Source organism: Sphingopyxis sp. GW821-FHT12F08, assembly GCF_058806755.1.
Genome location: NZ_JBXAQA010000007.1, coordinates 201,261 through 221,706 on the forward strand (window position 1 = coordinate 201,261; position 20,446 = coordinate 221,706).

Annotated in this window: 19 protein-coding genes and 1 tRNA gene; 10 read left to right on the plus strand and 10 right to left on the minus strand. The window is 67.2% G+C overall.

Going from position 1 to position 20,446, the window contains the following annotated elements; genetic code table 11:
- Positions 1–22 precede the first annotated feature (22 nt).
- Complete coding sequence (locus AC1RNQ_RS19005; protein ID WP_493173683.1) at positions 23–190, plus strand: hypothetical protein; 168 nt, start codon at positions 23–25, stop codon at positions 188–190.
- Positions 191–310: 120 nt separating this feature from the next.
- Here the strand turns inward: AC1RNQ_RS19005 and AC1RNQ_RS19010 are convergent, their stop codons facing one another.
- The 3 genes from AC1RNQ_RS19010 to thiE are packed head-to-tail and all read right to left on the minus strand — an operon-like array spanning position 311 to position 2,725.
- The gene (locus tag AC1RNQ_RS19010) at positions 311–916 is read right to left on the minus strand and encodes a M23 family metallopeptidase (protein WP_493173685.1); all 606 of its coding nucleotides are present in this window, start codon (positions 914–916) and stop codon (positions 311–313) included.
- Positions 916–2,037 (minus strand): L,D-transpeptidase family protein, encoded by a 1,122-nt coding sequence (locus AC1RNQ_RS19015; protein ID WP_493173687.1) that lies wholly within the window; start codon positions 2,035–2,037, stop codon positions 916–918. Before AC1RNQ_RS19015 ends, AC1RNQ_RS19010 begins: the two co-directional genes overlap by 1 nt.
- A gap of 52 nt (positions 2,038–2,089) precedes the next feature.
- Positions 2,090–2,725 (minus strand): thiamine phosphate synthase, encoded by a 636-nt coding sequence (gene thiE, locus AC1RNQ_RS19020; protein ID WP_493173688.1) that lies wholly within the window; start codon positions 2,723–2,725, stop codon positions 2,090–2,092.
- 35 nt (positions 2,726–2,760) lie between these two features.
- Here thiE and AC1RNQ_RS19025 point away from each other — a divergent pair, with 35 nt between their 5' ends.
- The gene (locus tag AC1RNQ_RS19025; protein ID WP_493173690.1) at positions 2,761–3,162 is read left to right on the plus strand and encodes a hypothetical protein; all 402 of its coding nucleotides are present in this window, start codon (positions 2,761–2,763) and stop codon (positions 3,160–3,162) included.
- A 104-nt stretch (positions 3,163–3,266) separates the two neighbouring features.
- On the opposite strand, the gene AC1RNQ_RS19030 is transcribed toward AC1RNQ_RS19025, so the two are convergent.
- The 5 genes from AC1RNQ_RS19030 to tkt form a co-directional block, all read right to left on the minus strand.
- A complete protein-coding gene (locus AC1RNQ_RS19030; protein WP_493173691.1) occupies positions 3,267–3,923 on the minus strand; it encodes an O-methyltransferase in 657 nt (218 codons plus the stop codon).
- 4 nt (positions 3,924–3,927) lie between these two features.
- Positions 3,928–4,818: a fructose bisphosphate aldolase gene (locus AC1RNQ_RS19035; RefSeq protein WP_493173693.1), complete on the minus strand. Its 891-nt coding sequence runs from the start codon at positions 4,816–4,818 to the stop codon at positions 3,928–3,930.
- 79 nt (positions 4,819–4,897) lie between these two features.
- Positions 4,898–6,094 (minus strand): phosphoglycerate kinase, encoded by a 1,197-nt coding sequence (locus tag AC1RNQ_RS19040; protein WP_493173694.1) that lies wholly within the window; start codon positions 6,092–6,094, stop codon positions 4,898–4,900.
- Positions 6,095–6,111: 17 nt separating this feature from the next.
- Positions 6,112–7,119, minus strand: coding sequence for a type I glyceraldehyde-3-phosphate dehydrogenase (gene gap, locus AC1RNQ_RS19045; RefSeq protein ID WP_493173696.1), 1,008 nt, complete (start codon positions 7,117–7,119; stop codon positions 6,112–6,114).
- Between the two features lie 36 nt (positions 7,120–7,155).
- Positions 7,156–9,123 (minus strand): transketolase, encoded by a 1,968-nt coding sequence (gene tkt, locus AC1RNQ_RS19050; RefSeq protein ID WP_493173697.1) that lies wholly within the window; start codon positions 9,121–9,123, stop codon positions 7,156–7,158.
- 137 nt (positions 9,124–9,260) lie between these two features.
- Here tkt and AC1RNQ_RS19055 point away from each other — a divergent pair, with 137 nt between their 5' ends.
- The 4 genes from AC1RNQ_RS19055 (at position 9,261) to AC1RNQ_RS19070 (ending at position 10,989) form a co-directional block, all read left to right on the plus strand.
- A complete protein-coding gene (locus AC1RNQ_RS19055; RefSeq protein ID WP_493173698.1) occupies positions 9,261–9,476 on the plus strand; it encodes a hypothetical protein in 216 nt (71 codons plus the stop codon).
- Positions 9,469–9,957 (plus strand): cell division protein ZapA, encoded by a 489-nt coding sequence (locus AC1RNQ_RS19060; protein ID WP_493173700.1) that lies wholly within the window; start codon positions 9,469–9,471, stop codon positions 9,955–9,957. The genes AC1RNQ_RS19055 and AC1RNQ_RS19060 overlap by 8 nt, the downstream gene beginning before the upstream one ends.
- 220 nt (positions 9,958–10,177) lie before the next feature.
- On the plus strand, positions 10,178–10,771 hold the full coding sequence (locus AC1RNQ_RS19065; RefSeq protein ID WP_493173701.1) for a 5-formyltetrahydrofolate cyclo-ligase: 594 nt from the start codon (positions 10,178–10,180) through the stop codon (positions 10,769–10,771).
- Positions 10,768–10,989, plus strand: a complete 222-nt coding sequence (locus AC1RNQ_RS19070; protein ID WP_493173702.1) for a DUF2842 domain-containing protein — start codon at positions 10,768–10,770, stop codon at positions 10,987–10,989. Before AC1RNQ_RS19065 ends, AC1RNQ_RS19070 begins: the two co-directional genes overlap by 4 nt.
- Before the next feature lie 80 nt (positions 10,990–11,069).
- On the opposite strand, the gene AC1RNQ_RS19075 is transcribed toward AC1RNQ_RS19070, so the two are convergent.
- Positions 11,070–11,146 (minus strand) — tRNA-Asp (locus tag AC1RNQ_RS19075).
- 43 nt (positions 11,147–11,189) lie between these two features.
- Complete coding sequence (locus tag AC1RNQ_RS19080) at positions 11,190–12,386, minus strand: AI-2E family transporter (RefSeq protein ID WP_493173704.1); 1,197 nt, start codon at positions 12,384–12,386, stop codon at positions 11,190–11,192.
- Between the two features lie 286 nt (positions 12,387–12,672).
- On the opposite strand from AC1RNQ_RS19080, the gene AC1RNQ_RS19085 reads away from it, so the two are divergent.
- The 4 genes from AC1RNQ_RS19085 (at position 12,673) to AC1RNQ_RS19100 (ending at position 20,364) form a co-directional block, all read left to right on the plus strand.
- A complete protein-coding gene (locus AC1RNQ_RS19085; protein WP_493173705.1) occupies positions 12,673–13,587 on the plus strand; it encodes a hypothetical protein in 915 nt (304 codons plus the stop codon).
- Between the two features lie 11 nt (positions 13,588–13,598).
- Positions 13,599–14,063, plus strand: coding sequence for a hypothetical protein (locus tag AC1RNQ_RS19090; protein WP_493173706.1), 465 nt, complete (start codon positions 13,599–13,601; stop codon positions 14,061–14,063).
- A gap of 74 nt (positions 14,064–14,137) precedes the next feature.
- Positions 14,138–15,193, plus strand: a complete 1,056-nt coding sequence (locus AC1RNQ_RS19095; protein ID WP_493173708.1) for a hypothetical protein — start codon at positions 14,138–14,140, stop codon at positions 15,191–15,193.
- A gap of 71 nt (positions 15,194–15,264) precedes the next feature.
- The gene (locus AC1RNQ_RS19100) at positions 15,265–20,364 is read left to right on the plus strand and encodes a hypothetical protein (protein ID WP_493173710.1); all 5,100 of its coding nucleotides are present in this window, start codon (positions 15,265–15,267) and stop codon (positions 20,362–20,364) included.
- The last annotated feature ends 82 nt before the right edge of the window (positions 20,365–20,446 follow it).

The window sequence follows — 20,446 nt, forward strand, 5'->3', positions numbered from 1 at the left end:
ACGCGGTGGCAGAGGAGCCGCCATGATGACGTGGAAACTTTCAGATGAGCTGCGCCCCTCCCGGCGCGTGCGCAAAGCCCTGCCCCGCCGCGAGGCGCCCTGTGCCGGACTATTCGGCTGGCGCAAGGAAGGCGACGACAAACCGTCCAAAGACAAACCCGCGCCGGGGCGCGACTCTCCGGCGAGCTAAAGCGGCGCCCTGTCTTTATAGACCGTAGCCCTGAGCCTGTCGAAGGGCGCCTCTCCGCGAAGCGCCCTTCGACAGGCTCAGGGCTACGGTAACGAATTGCGCATCCAGACAGCGCGGACCTTAGCGCCGCGCCTTTCCGGCGAGCAGCGGATAGGGATTGATCGGCTCGCCGGCATTCCAGTCGGCGCCGGGTACCGTCCGCAGCATCTGGAAATGGAGGTGCGGAAAGGCGGGATCGGCATTACCGCTCGCGCCGACGGTCGCGATCACCTGCCCGCGCGTGACCGCCTGTCCCTCGGAGAGGCCGCGACGATAGCCCTGGAGATGCGCATAATAGAGCATCAGATGGCCGTCATCGGCGCGCTGGTAAATGGTCAGGCCGCCGCGATCCGAATTGAACAGCTTCTCGACCCGGCCATCCATTGCGGCGAGCACCGGGGTGCCGACCGGCGCTGGGATGTCGATCGCGCGATGCAGCCGGCCCTCGGCGCGGCTCTGATCCCAGCTGTTGATCAGTTCGGAGGCCTTGATCCCCTCGACCGGGATGGCGATCGCGATATCGGTTCGCCGATCGGCCACTGCCTCGGGGCGCCATACCGACCCCACCGTCGATGCGGCGGCGGGGCGACCCAGCAGATCATAGGTCGTGATCCAATAGAGCGAGGTCAGGATCGCGGTGACCAGCGCCGTCCACAGCATCGGCTTGATGGCGACCTGCCAGCGCATCAGGCGACGAAATCCACCTTGGTGCCGGGCGCGACCATCTGTGCGAGCCGCGCCGCGTCCCAATTGGTCAGCCGCACGCAGCCGTTGCTTTCGCTGCGCCCGATATGCTGCGGCTCGGGGGTGCCGTGCAGGCCGTAATGTTCCTTGTCGAGGTCGATCCACACGACGCCGACCGGGCTGTTCGGCCCCGGCGGCAACCGGTGCTTGCCCTCGCTCGCCGCGACGCCGCGGAGCAGCGCGGGATCGAAGGCATAATCGGGATTGCGCCCGACGCCGCGGACCTTCCAGCTGCCGAGCGGCAGCGGGTCGTGCGCCGAGCCGGTGGTGACGGTGAACAAGGCGATCAGCTTGCCGGCGGTGTCGAAGACCTTCATCGTGCCGGCCTTCTTGGACACTTCGATCTTGCCCGCCTTGGGCTGGGTGCTGCCGACGCCAAGCGTGGCAAGCGTCGCCAGCCAGCCTGGATTGTCGACATCGGCGGCGACAATCTTGTCAGCACCAACATTCGGAACACGAAGCGTCGCGCCCGCCTTGATGGTCGGCGTCGGCGCAATCGTGCCCGCGGCCGGGTCGGCGGCGACGTCGAGTTCGGGGTTGAGCGCCTTCAACACCTCGGGCCTCGTGTGGAAGCGCTCGGAGAGTTGTTCGAGAACCGTCTCATAACCCATCCTCATCAGCTTCGCCTGCTCGGCGGGCTTTTCGGGGAGCGGCGTATAGCTTCCCGACGTATAGCTTTCGGGCACGGTCACCATGCGTGTCGCGGGGATGGCGTTCCGCTGCGGCAGCGCGGCCTTGGTCGCCTCGTCCCAGTCGCCGGTGACGGTCAGGCCCTTCGCCTCCTGGAAACCCTTCAGCGCATTGGTCGTCGACAGCCCCATCTTGCCGTCGACGACGCCGGGCGAGAAGCCGAGGCGGTCGAGCACGACCTGCAGTTGCATTTCGGGCCGCGCCACATCGTCCTTCGTCGCTTCGCCGTCGCGTGACGTCATGCCGTCGCCCTTCCATTCGGGCTGTTTCGGCGCGGTTCGGGTGGCTTTTTCGGCGTCGGCCGTGCCGATGCCGTCGCCGCATGCGGCAAGCGGGAGCAGGGCGGCGGCGAAGAGCAGAGCTGAGAATTTCATGGCAATTCCTGCAATTGGACCTGGCTATCCAACGCCCGGAACGCGATGCGGTTCACCCCGCGAGCAGCCTTTCGAACCGCTTGACCGCGGCCGCTGGACCGTCGGGATAAGCCCAGACCCCGCCCGACACCGCAAGGAAGTCGGCGCCGGCCTCGACCAGCTCGGCGGCGTTGTCCACGGTGATCCCGCCGATCGCCACGCACGGCAGCTCAAACATGCCCTGCCACCAGTGCAAGATTTCGGGGTCGGCGTGATGTTCGACGGCCTTGGTAGTGGTCGGGAAGAAGGCGCCGAAAGCAACATAGTCGGCCCCCGCCTCGCCCGCTTCCATCGCGAGGTGGCGGCTGGCGTGGCAGGTCACGCCGATCTGAGCGTCGGCGCCGAGGATGCGGCGCGCGTCCTTGGGATCGCCGTCGCCCTGCCCCAGGTGCACGCCGTCGGCGCCGAGCCTTTTGGCGAGCGCGACATCGTCGTTGACGATGAACGCGGTATCGTGCGCGGCGCAGATCGCCTGCAAAGGCTCGGCGAGCCGCGCGGCCTCATGCTGGTCGATCCCCTTGACGCGAAACTGGAAAGCCGCGACCGGCGCAGCGCTCAGCGCCTCCTCCAGGCGCGCGGGAAAGTCGCCGCCGACGTCGAGCGGCGAGACGAGGTAAAGCTGGCACGGAACGCGGGTCTCTTGGGTCATGGCGGGTTCATAGCGATGCGCATAGGTCCCGGCAAATGCAGAACTTGCCCCCCCTCGCCGCCCTCTCGCTGGGCACCGCCCTCGCCCTCTCCGCCTGCGCTGCGACCGGCGCGGCCACGCCGCTGCAGGACGGCCGCGATGTCGGCCTCGGCCAGCGTGCGATGGTCGACGGCCCGATCGTCCAGCCGGTCGAGGTGCTCGAAGACAGCCGCTGCCCGATGAACGCGCGCTGCATCTGGGCGGGCCGCGTGCGCGTGAAGATGATCTGGTGGCGCGGCAATGGCGAGAAACAGCCGTTCGAGGTGACGCTGGGCGAAGCTACCTCGCTCGCCGACGGCGCGATCCGGCTGGAGTCGGTGCGGCCCGAGAAGATGACCAATGTGACGTTGAAGCCATCCGACTATCGATTCAGCTTCCGGTTCGACGGCGGGATTTAGGAATCTCCATGTCCCCGCGAAGGCGGGGACCCATCACCGGTGGGCGCAAGGTGGCACCGCGGGAGATGGGCCCCTGCCTTCGCAGGGGCACGCGGACCCGCTGGCTAGCGCACCCGCGCCAGCACGAAGCCGTCCCAGCCTTTCGCGCCCACCGTCTGCACCGCAGTCGCGTCGAGCCGCGGGTCGGTGCTTAGCATGTCGAAAAGCGCGCGCGTGCCGAGGATGCCCTCGTCGGAACTGCCCGCATCGAGCACCCCGCCCTCGCGCACGACATTGTCGACGATGATCGTCGTGCCGCTGCGGCCCAAGCGGATCGCTTCGGAGACATAGAGCGCGTTGCTCCGCTTGTCGGCGTCGATGAAGACGAAGTCGAACGGGTCCCCCGTCGCCATTGCGGCAAGGCTGTCGGCGGCCGGGCCGGTGCGGATGTCGACCTTTTGCGACACCCCTGCCCGCTCTAGATTTCCGCTCGCGACCGCGGCGTAATGCGGCTCGAGCTCGAGCGTCACCAATCGGCCATCTGCGGGAAGCGCCCGCGCCAGCCAGATCGTCGAAGTGCCGCCGAGCGTCCCGACTTCGAGGATGCGCTTCGCCCCCGCCAGCTGCGCGAGCAGGAACAGCATCTTGCCCTGCGCCGGCGACACGTCGATCGGCGGCAGGCCCTGTTTTTCGTTGTTCGCGAGAGCGGCGGCAAGCGCGTCGTCGGCACCGAGCAAGTGGTCGGCGATATAGTCGTCGACGGCTTGCCACCTCTCTCCCATCACATCAGGCTACGGAAGCCGCGTGAATTTCGTCTATCGCGCCGCCAAGCGAGGCGTTGAATTCCTCGTCGCTCATCTGGTGGCGCAGATCCTCGAGCAGCGCGCGGCTGAAGCTCGCGATGATGCCGGGATTCTTGGCAAGTTCGACGCAGGCTTCGGGACGTGCGAAGCCGCCCGACAGCGCGACGACGCGCAGCACCTTGGGATGATCGACCAACGGCTGGAACAGGCCCGCCTCGGTCGGCAGCGACAGCTTGAGCATCACCGGCTCGCCGGTCCAGGCATCGAGCCCGGCAAGGGTTTCCTTGAGCAGCAGGCGGTCGGCGGCGTCGCGTTCGGCGCTCTTGATGTTCACTTCGGGCTCGATAATCGGCACCAGCCCATGCGCCGCGATGCGCGCGGCTTCGGCGAACTGCTGCTCGACGATCGCCTTCACGCCCGCTTCGTTGGCGAGGTTGACGACGCTGCGCATCTTGGTGCCGAACACGCCCTTGGCGACCGCGCGGGCGCAGAGATCGTCGAGGCCGGGGTTGGCCTTCATCAGCTGGACGCCGTCGGCTTCGTCTTCGAGCCCCTTGTCGACCTTCAGGAACGGCACCACGCCGCGATCCCAGAGCAGTGCGGGAACGGGTTTGCCGTCCGCGTCGCCATCCATCGTGCGTTCGAACAGGATCGCGCCGATCACCTTCTGCCCGTTGAAGCAGGGCGCGGTGACGATGCGGCTGCGCATATCGTGGATCAGCGCGAACATTTCCTCGTCGTTGGAAAAGGCGTCCGCCTCGATGCCATAGCCCTTCAGCGCCTTGGGCGTCGAACCGCCGCTCTGGTCGAGCGCGGCGATGAAGCCCTGCCCCGATTTGATCTGTTCCAGCATGGCGGCGTTGGCGGTGGTCATAAGGTCTCCATGGCTTTGCATAGGTATGCGATGGCGCGCATAGCGACCCGGCAAGCGGGATGCAAATGCGCGCAGGAAATCAGATTTTGAGCGCGTCCACCCCGGGAAGCGGCTTGCCTTCCATCCATTCGAGGAAGGCGCCGCCCGCGGTCGAGACGAAGGTGAAGTCGGCGGCCGCGCCCGCGTGGTTGAGCGCCGCGACGGTATCGCCCCCGCCCGCGACCGAGATCAGCGTGCCCTCACGGGTCAGCGCCGCGGCGGTTTTCGCCAGCGCGACGGTCGCCGTATCGAACGGCGGGGTTTCGAACGCGCCGAGCGGGCCGTTCCACACGAGGGTACGGCAATTCTTCAGCACGTCGGCGAGCGCCTCGGTCGCGGCGGGGCCGATGTCGAGAATCATCTCGTCGGCGGCGACCTCATGGACATTGACCGTGCGTGTCGGCGGATTGGCGGCGAACTGCTTCGCCACAACGACGTCATAGGGCAGATGGATGGTGCAGCCCGCCTTGTCGGCGGCGTCGAAGATCGCGTTGGCGGTCTCGACCAGATCATGCTCGCACAGCGATTTGCCGACATCGACCCCGCGCGCGGCGAGGAAGGTGTTCGCCATGCCGCCGCCGATGATCAGGTGATCGACCTGGCCGACGAGATTGCGCAGCACGTCGATCTTCGACGACACCTTGGCGCCGCCGACCACCGCCGCGACCGGATGCGCGGGATTGCCGAGCGCCGCGTCGAGCGCGTTGAGTTCGGCCTCCATCGCACGGCCGGCATAGGAGGGAAGCCGGTGCGCGATGCCCTCGGTCGAGCCATGCGCGCGGTGCGCCGCCGAAAAGGCATCGTTGACATAGAGGTCGCCGATCTCGGCCAGCGCATCGGCAAAGGCCCGGTCGTTGGCCTCTTCGCCGGGGTTGAAGCGCGTATTTTCCATCACCGCGACATCGCCCGCGGCGAGCACCGCGATGCCCGCCTTGGCGCCTTCGCCGACGCATTCGGGGATGAACATCACCGAATGGCCGAGCACATCCTCGAGCCCGCCCATGACGAGGCTCAGCGACTGTGTCGGGTTCTTCGCGCCCTTCGGCCGCCCGAAATGGGCAAGCAACAGCACGATCGCGCCCTTGTCCGACAGTTCGCGGATCGTCGGCATCGCCGCCTCGATCCGCGTCCGGTCGCCGACCGCGCCGTCGATCATCGGGACATTGAGGTCGACGCGCACCAGCACACGCTTGCCGGTGAGGTCGCCGATGTCGTCGAGGGTCTTGAACGCGGTCATCGCTGCTTTCCTTCGGGTCAGAGGAACTTGGCGATCACGCCCGCGGTGTCGATCATGCGGTTCGAGAAGCCCCATTCATTGTCGTACCAGCTGAGCACGCGCACCAGCTTGCCGTCGATCACCGCGGTTTCGAGGCTGTCGATCGTCGAACTGTCGGCATTATGGTTGAAGTCGATCGAGACCAGCGGCTCCTCGGTGTAGCCGAGTACGCCCTTCAGCGGGCCTTCGGCGGCGGCCTTGAGCACCGCGTTGACCTCTTCCTTGGTGGTGTCGCGCAGCGGCGTGAAGGTCAGGTCGACGACCGACACATTGGGGGTCGGAACGCGGATCGACGAACCGTCGAGCTTGCCCTTGAGCTCGGGGAGGACCAAGCCGACTGCCACCGCCGCGCCGGTCGAGGTCGGGATCATCGACATCGCGGCGGCGCGCGCACGGCGCGGATCGTCGTGGATCTGGTCGAGGATCTTCTGATCATTGGTGTAAGCGTGGATCGTCGTCATCAGGCCGCGCTCGATCCCGATCGCCTCGTGCAGCACCTTGGCAAAGGGCGCGAGGCAGTTGGTGGTGCACGACGCGTTCGAGATGATCCGATGATCGGCGGTGATCTTGTCGTCGTTGACGCCGTAGACGACAGTCAGGTCGACTTCCTTGGCCGGCGCCGAGATCAGCACGCGCTTCGCGCCGGCGTCGAGATGCTTCTGGCCGCCGGCCTTGTTGGTGAAGAAGCCGGTGCATTCCATCACGATGTCGATGCCGTTCGCGGCATGCGGCAGCGCGGCGGGGTCGCGCTCGGCGGTCACCTGGATGCGCTTGCCGTTGACGACCAGGTCGTTGCCGTCGATTTCGACGCTGCCGTTGAAGGCGCCGTGGACCGAGTCATGGCGAAGCAGGCGGGCATTCGCCTTGGCATCGCCCAGGTCGTTGATCGACACCAGTTCGAGATCGTGATCTTTACGCTCCAGAATCGCGCGCGCCACATTGCGGCCGATGCGTCCAAAACCGTTGATTGCAACCTTCACTGCCATGTCGAAACTTCCTTTCTGCGTGGGGTGGCCCGGTCCTTATGCGCCGAGCTTTGCCAGGATCTGGGGGGTGATAGCGTCGACGGTAAGGCCGAAATGCTTGAATAGGTCTTCAATCGGTGCCGAGGCCCCGAAGCTGTCGATGCCGAAGCGCAGGCCGTCGCGGCCGGTGTAGCGTTCCCAGCCGAAGGTCGTGCCCGCCTCGATCGACACGATCAAAGCGTCGCGCGGCAGGACATCGTCCTGATAGGCCCCGTCCTGTTCGTCGAAGAGTTCGGTCGAGACCATCGAGACGACGTCGGCGCCACGGCCCGCCGCCTCGAGCTTGTCGGCGATTTCGACCGCGAGCGACACTTCGGAGCCGGTGGCGACGAGCACGACCTTGCGGTCGGTACCGGCCTCGCGAATGCGGTAACCGCCTTTCGCGCAAAGATTTTCCGTGACGTCATGACGCAGCGGTGGCAGGTTCTGACGGGTCAGCGCGAGCAGCGACGGGCGGTCCTTCTGCGCCAGCGCCAGCGCCCAGCATTCAGCGGTCTCGACCGCGTCGGCGGGGCGCATCACGAGCAGGTTGGGCATCGCGCGCAGCGATTGCAGATGCTCGATCGGCTGGTGTGTCGGGCCGTCCTCGCCGAGGCCGATGCTGTCGTGGGTCATGACATAGACGACGCGCTGCTGCTGCAGCGCCGACAGACGGATCGCGGCGCGGCAATAGTCGGCGAAGACGAGGAAGGTACCGCCATAGGGGATCACCCCGCCGTGCAGCGCCATGCCGTTCATCGCTGCGGCCATGCCGAATTCGCGAATGCCATAATAGATGTAGCGGCCCGAATAATCGTCCTTGGTCAAGGGCTTGGTCGACGACGTTTTGGTATTGTTCGAACCGGTGAGGTCAGCGCTGCCGCCGAGCATCGCCGCGATATCGGCGGTGAGCGCGCTCAGCGTGTTCTCCGACGCCTTGCGCGTCGCGACCTTGGGCGGTTCGGCGACGAGGCCGTTCAGATAAGAGCCGAACGCGACGCCGGGCTTGACGTCGCCAGCTATCCGTGCCGAAAATTCATCCTTCTTTTCGTCATTTGCAAGGCGAAGCTTCCACAGTGTATGACGCTTCTTGCCTTCCTCGCCGAAGGCCGCCCAGGCGGCGGCGATGTCGGCGGGGATATCGAAGGGCTCGGCGGTCCAGCCGAGCGTCTCGCGTGCGGCGGCGATCTCGTCGACGCCAAGCGGCGCGCCGTGGGTCGCCGAGGTGCCCTGCTTGTTCGGCGCGCCGAAGCCGATGATCGTGCGGCACGCGATCAGCGAGGGACGCGGATCGGCGAGCGCGGCGTCGAGCGCGCGGCGGATGTCGGTGGGATCATGCCCGTCGCAGCTTTCGACATGCCACCCGGTCGCCGCGTAGCGCGCCGCGACATCTTCGCTGGTCGACAGGTCGGTCGAACCGTCGATCGTGATCTTGTTGTCGTCCCACAGCACGGTCAGGCGGCCGAGGCCGAGGTGGCCGGCGAGGCCGATGGCTTCGTGGTTGATGCCCTCCATCAGGCAGCCGTCGCCCGCGACCACCCAGGTCCGGTGATTGACCAGGTCGTCGCCATAGAGGCTGTTGAGGTGGCGCTCGGCGATCGCCATGCCGACCGCGGTGGCGAGCCCCTGCCCCAGCGGGCCGGTAGTGGTCTCGACGCCTTCGAGCTCGAAATTCTCGGGGTGGCCGGCGCAGGGGCTGTTGAGCTGGCGGAAATGGCGGATATCGTCGATCGTCGGGCGGGCATAGCCCGCGAGGTGCAGCGTCGCATAAGCGAGCATCGAGCCATGTCCCGCCGACAGCACGAATCGGTCGCGATCGGGCCAGTGCGGATCGGTGGGGTCGAAGCGCAGATAGTCGGCGTAAAGCACGGTCGCGACATCGGCCATGCCCATCGGCATCCCCGGATGGCCGCTGTTCGCGGCCTGAACCGCGTCCATCGCAAGCGCGCGGATCGCGTTGGCGAGCTGACGTTCGGGCAGTGTCATATTTCCCCCGGGAAAGGATGTGCAGGTGGCGGGATTCGGTGGGGACAGCCCTTTGCGGGGGGATGCCGCAGAGTCAACCGCCAGCACAAAGAAATGCGTGCTTGAGGGCCGAATATACGGCTGCTACGCCTAGTCCCATGGAACTCGACGAAGCCAGCCTCGCCATCGGCCGCATCGAGCGGGCGCTCAGCCGGATGGAAAAGACGCTCACCGACCGCGCCGCGCGTCCCGCCCCCGCTCCGAGTGTTTCGGCCACCGCCCTGCCCGCCGCCGACCAGTCGGCGCTGAAGGCCGAGGTCGCCGCGGTGATCGGCGAACTCGACCGGCTGATCGCGGAGGCCGAACGTGGCTGACGTCAAGCTCACCATCGCCGGGCGCCCCTATGACGTGCATTGCGAGGACGGGCAGGAAGCGCAGCTGATCCAGCTCGCGGGTATCGTCGACGCCAAAGCGCGCGGCATCCATGGCGGCACCGAGGTGCGGCAATTGCTGTTCGCAGCGCTGATGCTCGCCGACGAGACGCAGGACGCGCAGAACAAGGCGGGCCATGCCGAGCCCCAGCTCGACTCGCTGCGCGCCGCGGTGGCGCTCGCCGAAAGCCGCGAAGCGGCGGCGCGCGACGAACTGCGCGCGGCGGTGTCGCGCGAGTCGGCGGCGCTCGACCAGGCGTCGAAGGCCGCCGAGCGCGAGGCGGCGCTGACCGCGGAGCTGGAAAAACTGCGCCAGGGCGCGCCCATCGTGCCCGCGCCCGCGACGCTCGACCACGGCCGCGCGCTCGGCCAGATCGCCGACCGGATCGAGGAACTCGCCGCGAAGGTCGAGCAAATCCCTTGAGGAAGCGCGGCCGCGCCCCTACATAGGGGGCGGCGGGTACTGCCCGGCACGAGCTTTTGCGAAAATCCCTGAGGCGATACATCATCCTAGGGAGCTGTCCCTGCCCGGACCCTGGTCCGACGTACATGGTTCCCACCTGACGTTACTGGCGTCAGAGGATCTTCCAGCAAACGACCCACGGTGGGCCCGCCAACCCCATGATGAAGGCAGCGACAAGGCGATGACCGATCCGTCCGCCGACCTGCCGAGCCAGAAACAGCATCTGCGCGAGAAATTGCGCTTTCGCCGGCGCCATTTCGCCGCACACCTCGACGAGTTCACGCGCTTTGCGGCGTTTCGCGCGCTGCCAGCGCCGCTCGCCGAGCTGCTCGACGCGCAGCCGCTGATCGGCGCCTATGCCGCGTGGGGCGACGAGCCCGATATATTGCCGATGCTTGGCGATCATGCCGCGGATGGAAAGCTCGCCCTCCCCCATCACGAGGGTCGCATCGAAACGATGGGCTTTCGGCGCTGGAACCCTGGCGATCCGCTCATCAAAGGCCCGTGGAGCACGCGGCAGCCTGCCGACGAGGCCGAATCGGCCGCTCCCGCGCTTATCTTTTGCCCGCTCGTCGGGTTCGACCGCCGCGGCGGGCGCGTCGGCCAGGGCGGCGGCCACTACGACCGCTGGTTCGCCGCGCATCCGGATGCGCTGCGCATCGGAATCGGCTGGTCGGTGCAGGAAGTCGATGCCATGCCGCTCGAGCCCACCGACATGCCGCTGGACGCGGTGCTGACCGAACAGGAATTTATCGTGACCGGAGAGAGATTGTGAATCCCCAGCCGCAGCCCAGTTGGCGCAAGCCCGCGGGCATCCTGCTCATCATCGCGCTGATCGTCGTCTGGGCGGGGCTGGTCGCCAGCCTGTCGCCATGGGTCGGCGAATGGCCGGTGTTGGTGCAGGGCGTGTTTTACGTGATCGCGGGGATCGTCTGGATCATGCCGCTGAAGCCGCTGCTGCGCTGGATGGAGCTGGGGCGGTGGCGCGGCTGAAAAGCCGCGCCAATCCAAATATTGCTTGCTGAAAAGCGTCCCAAGCTGCGGTGGCCATTCCGTCCCGAGGGACCGAGGAATGGCGCGAGTGACGGGGCTCGAACCCGCGACCTCCGGCGTGACAGGCCGGCACTCTAACCAACTGAGCTACACCCGCGTGTGCTTGGGAGCAGCGCCAATATGCGCCGCGTCCCGACCTGTCAACCGTCGCCGTGGGGCGGCGTGCGATTTAATCGATCGCGCACTTCGTCGGTGGTCGTCAGCGTGCCGTGCTCGAACAGGAAACCCGCCAGATCCGGGGTTCCGGTCGACTGCAGCACGGTCTGGAGGATCAGCAGCAAGGGCACCGCGAGCAATGCCCCAGGGGCGCCCCACACCCAGCCCCAGAAGCTCAAGGACACGAGAATCAGCAGCGGATTGACCGTCAGGCGGCGGCCGAGAACCAGCGGCGTCACCAGATTCGCCTCGATCGTATGCACCGCGATGAAGATCAGCGCGGGCAGCAGCGCGAGGCCCACCGCGTCGAAGGTCATCAGCCCGCCGAGCCCCAGCAAGGTGGCGGCGACGATCGGCCCCAGATAGGGCACGAAATTGCACAGCGACACGATCCCCCCCCACATGAAGGGCGACGGCATGCCGAGCGCCCACAGCAACAGCGAGACGAGCAGGCCGAGGATCGCGTTGATCATCGTGATCGTCGCGAGATAGTCGGCGGTCGCGTCGACGACATTCTGGATCACGCGCGCGGTCTGCATCGCGCCGTCGAAGCTGCCGCGGCGGCGAATCGTGCCGCGGCGGAGCCGCGTCCAGCCGGCGAGGAAGAAGAAGATCACCAGCACCGCGAAGAAGAGCTGGATCGCCGCCGCGGGTGCCGCCGAGATGAAATAGTCGACCACCGACGACGGCGCCTGCGCCGCGACCGCCTGCGCCGTCGCTTCGGTGCCGCTGGCGACCGACATCAAGGTGCGATCGACGAATTTCTGCAGCGTCGAATAGAAATCGATCAGCGGCGCGAGGTTGCTCTGGATGCGCGGGATCGATTCGGGCAGCCGCGCGAACCAGCCCGTCGCGGGCACGACGATGATCGCGAGCGCGGCATTGGCGAGCATCAGGAAGGCCGAGAGCGACAGGAAGGAGGCGAGCGCCGACGGCACGCCGCGCCGCTCGAGCCATTCGAGCAGCGGCACCAGCGCGATCGCGATGACGATCGCCGCGGTCAGCGGCAGGAAGAATTCGGCGCCGGCCTTCAATGCGAAGGGAAAGGCGAGGCAGAAGGCCGCGCCGATGATCAGAGTGAGCGCCGCGAGCAGCCGATCGCGGCGAAAATCGTCGATCTCGATCTGCGCGAGGGGATCGAGGCGCGCCTGCGCATCCTTGTCCCCCTTCTTCTCCGCCACGCCGCCGTCTCCCTGTTAATCCTCTCGTCTTACGCGAGCTTGCTGCGGGGCGCCAGACGGCGCGGGAGCCGAGCGCGCCACATCATTTGTGTCCGGTTCTGGATCAGAATCGCGCGTGGTCACCAGCGTCTTAACCAGAAATTTCTCTTTTTCGGCGATTGAAGGGTCACGGACCAGCCAATCGGAGTCAAAGATCATGGTGAATGCGCCTGTGGGGGGCGCGCTGCATCAGTATCGCATCCCTGCCATTTCTACCCTTGCCCTTGCGTTCGCGCTGGCCCTGCCGATGCAGGCTCAAGCCGCCGGAACGCGCGCGGGTTCGACCATCAGCAACACCGCCAGCGCCAGCTACGACACCGGCGGCGGCACGCAGACGGTCGATTCGAACCAGGTCGACCTGCGCGTCGACGAATTGCTCGACGTCACCGTCGATTCGAGCGACCCCGCCGACGTCCCGACGACGCCCGGCGCGACCGCGCAGCTGCTGACCTTCTCGGTCACCAACAACGGCAATGGCGAGGAAAGCTTCGCGCTCTCGACCGTCGCGAACGGCGGCGGCGACGATTATGACCCGACCGTCACGCAGATCTACATCGACAATGGCGACGGCGTTTTCGACGCCAATACCGACACGCTCTACACACCGGGCACCAACGACCCGGTGCTCGATCCCGACGAAAGCGTCACGATTTTCGTGCTGTCGACCACCCCGGGCGGCGTCGCCGACGGCGATCGCGGCACGGTGAGCCTGGTCGCGGCATCGCGGACGGGCACCGGCGCACCGGGCACCAGCTTCACCGGCCAGGGCGAAGGCGGCGGCGACGCCGTCGTCGGCTCGACCGGTGCCGACGGGCAGGACCAGGGCGCTTATGTCGTCTCGGCCGCGACCGTCGCGCTCGTCAAATCGGCGGTCGTCGTCGATCCCTTCGGCGGCAGCGAGCCCGTTCCGGGCGCGACGATCACTTACACGATCGTCGCCACCGTCGCAGGCAGCGGGTCGGTGAACGGCCTCGCGATCACCGACACCATTCCGGCGGACACCAGCTATGTCGCGGGTTCGATCACGCTGGGCGGCACCGCCCAGACCGACGCGGCCGACACCGACGCCGGCGATTACAACGGCACGCGGATCAACGTCGCGCTCGGCACCGTCGCCGGCGGCCAGACCCGCACCGTCACCTTCCGGACCACAATCGACTGATGGAGCAGAACATGCGCCTGTTTTTCCTAGCATTTGCCGCGGCGATCCTGCCCGGCCAGGCCCTGGCGGCCAATCAGGTCGCGCTCGACAACAATGTGTTCGTCGAACGCGTCTCGACCGACGCCAGCGGCAAGCAGCGCGTGCTGCTCGAAGAGCCAAAGGTCGTCGTTCCCGGCGACCGGCTCGTCTTCGTGCTCAACTATCGCAATGCGAGCGCGCAGCCGGCCGACAAGTTCGTCATCACCAATCCGATGCCCGCGGCGGTCAGCTTTGCCGACGCCGGGGACACGCGCCCGTTCGTTTCAGTCGACGGAGGCAAGACGTGGGGTCTGCTTTCGGAAATGACCGTGCGGATGACTGACGGATCGGCGCGCGCGGCGCAGCCGGCCGATGTCACGCACGTCCGCTGGGCGTTCCAGAAGCCGATCCCGGCGGGCGGAACGGGCAAGCTGATGTTCCGGGGAATTGTCAAATAACTCAATAGAATAAGCCGCCTGAAGGTTGCCGGCGGTGGGGAAAGGCAACCAACCAAAGCCTAGGAGTTCAGCTGATGACCAAGCTGACGAATATGGGCACCTTGGGTCTGGCGGCGATTGCAACTTTCGCCTCTGCGCCGGCGTTCGCCGCCGGCACGACCGCAGGCAGCTCGATCACGAATACCGCCACCGTCGACTTCCAGGTCGGGGGCGTGAGCCAAGTTCAGCAAAGCGCGTCGGACACCTTTGTGGTCGACCGCAAGATCAACCTGCTCGTCGAAGAAGTCGGCACCGTCACGACGACCGTCGTTCCGGGGCAGACCAATGCGATCACCACCTTCCAGGTGACCAACACGTCGAACGAAGGGCTCGACTTCCTGCTCGCCGCCACCCAGATCACGGGCGGCACCGCGGCGCATGGCGGTACCGACAGCTTCAACGCGGCGAATATCCGCGTCTATCGCGACAATCCGACGACCGGGACGGTCGGCAGCTGGGACGTGGGCGACGCCCTCGTCGCCTATGTCGATGAACTGGCAGCCGACGCGACAGCGCGCATCTTCGTGCTCGCCGACATCCCCACCGGCCTCGCCAACGGCTCGATCGCGGGTGTGCAGCTGCGCGCCACGGCGCGTGAAGGCGGCACGGCGAGCAGCCAGGGTGCGGCGATCTCGCAGACCGCGGGGGCCAACACCGCGGCCAAGGACACCGTCTTTGCCGACGGCATCGGCGTCAACGATGCCAATCGCGACGCGTCGCACAGCGACGACGACGATTATACGGTGCAAACGGCGACGCTGACGGTCACCAAGATCAGCCGCGTCATCTCCGACCCGTTCAACCTGACCTCGAACCCCAAGATGATCCCGGGCGCGACGGTCGAATATTGCATCGCGGTGGCCAATACCGGCGCCGCCGATGCGACGAGCGTGTCGATCAGCGACAGCGTGCCTACGCAGCTGACCTATACCGCGAGCACGATCCTGCTCGGCGGAACGGTCACCGGCGTCACGTGCAACACCGATGGCTCGGCGGGTGGCAGCTATGCCGCGCCCGTCGTGTCGGGGACGATCGCCACGGTGGCGGCGGGCGCGACGCGCACGTTGGTCTTCCGCGCCACCGTCAACTGATCGCGGAAAAAGGAAAGGGCAGCGACGCCGGGTCATTCCGGCGGCGCTCCCCCCCCCTTGCCTGAGCGCCCATGACCTTCCTCCCGAAATGCCTGGCATTTGCGACCGCGCTGGTCGCGGCAGCGGCGCTGCCCGCGGGACACGTGCACGCGCAGGTCATTTCCAATACCGCGTCGGCCGAATGGACCGCGAGCGGCGGCACGACGCAGGCGCAGTCGAACCGCGTCGACGTGACCGTGACGCCCCTGCCCCCCGAGCGGCCGACGATCAGCACTTACCGGCTGACCAATAATCTCGGCTCCAGGTCCGCGCCGGTCGTCCCGACCCGCTGCCAGGGCAGCGACGGCCCCAGCCTGATCGAGCCGGGCGGCGTTTTCGCCTCGCTGCCGACCGACCCCGCCTCGCTACAGCCCACGGGGCGTTTTCACGCCGGCGAAGTTCTGGTGGTGGGCGTCACGCTCGCCAGCGCCAACGCCGATCCCGCTGCCCGCGACACGCTCGACGTGACGCTCGAGCTCGAAAATGGCGATCGCGAGCGTATCACCCTGTCCGAAACCGCGAACAACAGCGGTGAATTCATCGGCATCATCAACACCAGCAGCATTCCGCCCACACCGCTAGCCGGTGATTGCCGCCTGTCGGTCGAGCCCGGATCGACTGTGACGATGCGCGTCGCGGATGCCAGCAACGCCAGCCTGGTGGCAACCGCCCAGATGAGCTTCCTCGTCGATCCTTTCGGCATCATCTTCGACAGCGGCGACGGCGCACCCGTGGCGGGCAGCCGCGTGACGATCGTCGATGCCGCGACCGGCCAGCCCGCGGCCGTGTTCGGCGACGATGGCGTGTCGACCTATCCGTCGAGCGTGATCACCGGGCAGAGCGTCACCGACAGCGGCGGCGCGGTCTATAATTTCCCGCCCGGGGACTATCGTTTCCCCTTTGTCGCGCCCGGCACCTATCGGCTGGTGGTGGAGCCGCCCACGCCCTTCACCGCGCCGTCGACCGCCGATCCCGCGGCGCTCGCGGGTTTCCGCAGGCCCGACGACGGCCTGCCCTATACGATCACCGCAGGGAGTTATGGCACCGCCTTCACGCTGAGCGATCCCGCGCCGGTGCGGATCGACATTCCGGTCGACCAGCCCGGCGGCGAGCTTGTCCTGCGCAAGACGACCTCGACACAGGTCGCCGTGCCCGGCGACGTGATCCAGTACCGGATCGAGGTCTCGAACCGCGACGCGCGGCGCGCCAGCGGTGTGGTGACGGTGCGCGACGCACTGCCCAGGGGGATGCGGTTGCGGCTCGATACGGTGCGCGCCGATGGCATGCGCGTCGACCCGGTAGTCGCCGAAAACGGCCGTGAATTCAGCGTCACCCTGCCCGCCCTCGCCGCGGGACAGCGGGTTCTGCTCACCTATCTCGCCGAAGTCATCGTGTCGGCGCAGCCCGGAAACGCGCTGAATCGCGCGACGGCAACCGACAATCGGGGCGCAACGAGCAATGTCTCCGAGGCGACGGTGTCGATCAAGCGCGACCAGCTCGGCGACCGGATGACGATCATCGGCCGCATCACCGACGGCGGCTGCGGCGTCAATCCCGGCAAGGCCGACGGTATCGGCGGCGTCCGCGTGATGCTGCAGGACGGCAGCTATGCCGTGACCGACCAGGACGGGCGTTATCATTTCGAGGGCGTGCGTCCCGGCCTGCATGTGGTGCAGATCGATCCCTCGACGCTGCCGCTCGACCGCGTGCCGATCGACTGCGCGCGCTCGACCGCAAGCGCCGGCAGCGCGATCTCGCGCTTCGTGCAGGGCCTCAGCGGTTCGCTGAAACGCGCCGATTTCCGCGCCATCGCCAGCGCGCCGCGCGCCGCGCCCGACGTCAAGACGGTCGAAGCGCCGGTGGTGCTCAGCGATCCCGATGCCGCGGGTGCCAACCGCGACTGGCTGGCGGGCGAGGGCCCCGGCATCGCCTGGCTCTTCCCCGCCCCCGACCATAACCCGCGCGCCAAGGCGGTTCGCGCCGCGATCAAGCACGCGCCGGGACAGACGGTCACGCTCACGATCAACGGCAAGCCCGTCGATCCGCTCGCTTATGAGGGCGCGCGCAAGTCGGGCGACGGCCAGGTCGCGGTCAGCATCTGGCGCGGGATCGAGATCCGCGAGGGCGAGAACCGCCTCGTCGCCACGGTCAAGGATGCAAACGGCGTCACCGTTGAAACGCTCGAGCGGGGCGTCCATTATTCGATCACCCCGATGCGCGCGGCGCTGATCCGCGAAAAATCGGTGCTGATCGCCGACGGTGTGACGCGCCCGGTGCTCGCGGTGCGGCTGACCGACCGCGACGGCAAACCCATTCGCAGCGGACTGACCGGCGATTTCAGCGTTCCCGCGCCCTATTACCCCGCGGTCGAGGCCGATGCGCAGCAGGCGCGACAGCTCTCGGGCCTCGAACGCGCGCGGCCGGTGTGGAAGATCGCGGGCGACGACGGCATCGCCTATATCGAGCTCGAGCCGACCACCGCCTCGGGCACGCTGACGATCGATTTCGCCTTCCGCGACGACAAGGTCACGCGCAATCAGACGATCGAAACCTGGCTCGATCCCGGCAATCGCCCGTGGACCGTCGTCGGTTTCGCCACGGGGACGATCGGCTACAATATGCTCGACGACCGCATGGAGCCGGTCGCCGAAACGCTCGACCACCTCAACGGCGACGCGCGCCTCGCGCTCTACGCCAAGGGCCGGGTGCGCGGTAAGTGGCTGATGACGCTGGCTTATGACAGCGACAAGGACAAAGACGATACGCGCTTCGGCGGCGTGATCGACCCGCGCGCCTATTATACGATCTACGCCGACCGCAACGAAACGCGCTACGACGCCGCCTCGGTGCGCAAGCTCTACCTGCGGCTCGAACGTCCGCAGTTTTACGCGATGTTCGGCGACTTCGAGACGGGCATTTCGGAACCCCAGCTCGCGCGCTACCAGCGCGCGCTGAACGGCGGCAAGGCCGAGTATCGCGGCCCGAACGTCGCCGCGACCGCCTTTGTCGCCGATACGCCCTACCGCTTCCGCCGCGACGAGATTCAGGGCAACGGCCTGACCGGTCCGTACCAGCTCGGCGCCAAGGATATCCTGCCGAACAGCGAGCGGATCATGATCGAGACGCGCGACCGGCTGCATAGCGAGCGCATCGTCGAGACGCGCCAGCTGACGCGCCATATCGATTACGACATCGACTATTTCGCCGGCACCTTGCGCTTCCGCGAGCCGGTGCTCAGCCGTTCGTCGGGGCTGGACCCGCAGTTCATCGTCGCCGAATATGAGACGGGCGGCATCGGCGAGCGCGTGCTCAACGCCGGCGGCCGCGTCAGCTATCAGTCGAGCGACGAGAAGCTCCGCGTCGGCGCGACCTTCATCCACGACGAGGACAGCGACGCCAAGACCAACCTCGGCGGGGTCGATGCGCGCTATCGCCCGAACGTCGATACCGAAATCCGCGCCGAGCTCGCGGTCAGCGATGCCTCGGCCAAGGGCGGCAGCGCGGTCGCCGCCGCGGGCCGCGCGACCGCCTGGCTGGTCGAGGCCGAGCATCACAGCCGCACGGTCGACGTGCTCGCCTATGTCCGCGAGCGCCAGACCGGCTTCGGCGCCGGCCAGCTCAACCGCGGCGAGGACGGCACGCGCAAGTTCGGGGTCGATGCGCGGCTGCGCGCCACGCGCACGCTGTCGCTGACCGGCAGCGCTTGGCAGGAAGATTATCTCGACGTCGGCTCGCGACGCCGCGCCGCGCGCGCGCTGGTCGAATATGACAATGGCACCACCGTCGCGCGTGCCGGCTTGACCCATGCCGACGACCGGCTGAGCGACGGCACGCGCAACACGTCGAATATCGTCCAGTTCGGCGCGACGCAGCGGCTATTCGAAAAGCGCCTCGAATTCGATGCGCAGACCGAATTCGCGCTGGGCGGCAAGGATGCCAGCGTCGATTTCCCGACGCGCCACCGCCTCGGCGCGCGCTTCGCGATCACCCGCGACGTCAACCTCGTCGGCAGCTACGAAATCGCCGACGGCGACAGCATCAAGGCACGCACTGCACGCCTCGGCTTCGATCTCGCCCCTTGGGCCGGGGCGCGGCTGCTCGCGACCGCGAACCGGCAGGATATCGGCGAATATGGGCCGCGCAGCTTCGCCGCCTATGGCCTGTCGCAGTCGCTACGGCTCGGCAAGAAGCTCACGGTCGATCTGTCGGTCGACGGCAACCGCACGCTCGGCGGCATCCGTGCGGGCGATGTGCTCAATGTCGAGCAGCCGGTCGCCTCGGGCGGCTTCCTCGGCGGGAACGGCACGCTGACCGAGGATTTTGTCGCGATCAGCACCGGCGCGACGTATCGCACCGAACGCTGGACGCTGACCGGCCGCGCCGAATATCGCGATGGCGAGCTGGCCAATCGTTACGGGCTGACGCTCGGGGGCCTGCGCCAGCTTGGTGAAGGCCGCGCCTTGGGCGCGCTTTTCACTTACGCCAAAGCAAGCGGTGCGGGCACCGTGCCGACGACCGAAGTGATGAGCTTCGAGATGAGCTGGGCGCATCGCCCCGCCGAATCGCGCGTGTCGTGGCTCAACAAGACCGAGTTCCGCTCGGACAAGGTTCGCGATGCGATCGCCGGCCAGCCCGGCCCGATCGGCGGCGGCGCGCTGACGATCGACGGCGACGCGACGAGCCGCCGCGCGCTCAACAGCCTGTCGGTCAACTGGACCGCGATGGGCAACCGCGAGCTCGATGGCCGCCGCGGCGGGGACCGCATGTGGTACGAGCGCGCCGAAGTCGGTTTCTTCTGGGGCACGCGTTATAATTTCGACAAGTTCGGCGCCGACGATGTGAAGGGCTGGTCAAACCTGCTCGGCGCCGACTTCCGCTTCAACCTCGGCGAGCACGTCGATGTCGGCGCGTCGGGCACCGTGCGCGTTGGGACCGGCGGCGACACGATGAGCTGGGCGGGCGGGCCGACGGTCACGCTGTCGCCGATGAAGAATGCGAATGTGACGCTCGGCTATAATTTCGCCGGCTTCCATGACCGCGATTTCGAGGACAGCCGTTATGCGCGCTCGGGCGCCTATGTGACCTTCAAGCTGAAGTTCGACCAGACGAGCTTTCAGGGGTTGGGGTTGTAACCAACCGTCGCCCCCGCGCAGGCGGGGGTCGCTGTCGGTTCATTCCAACCGCGCTGCGTAAACTGCTGGCGGCCCCCGCCTT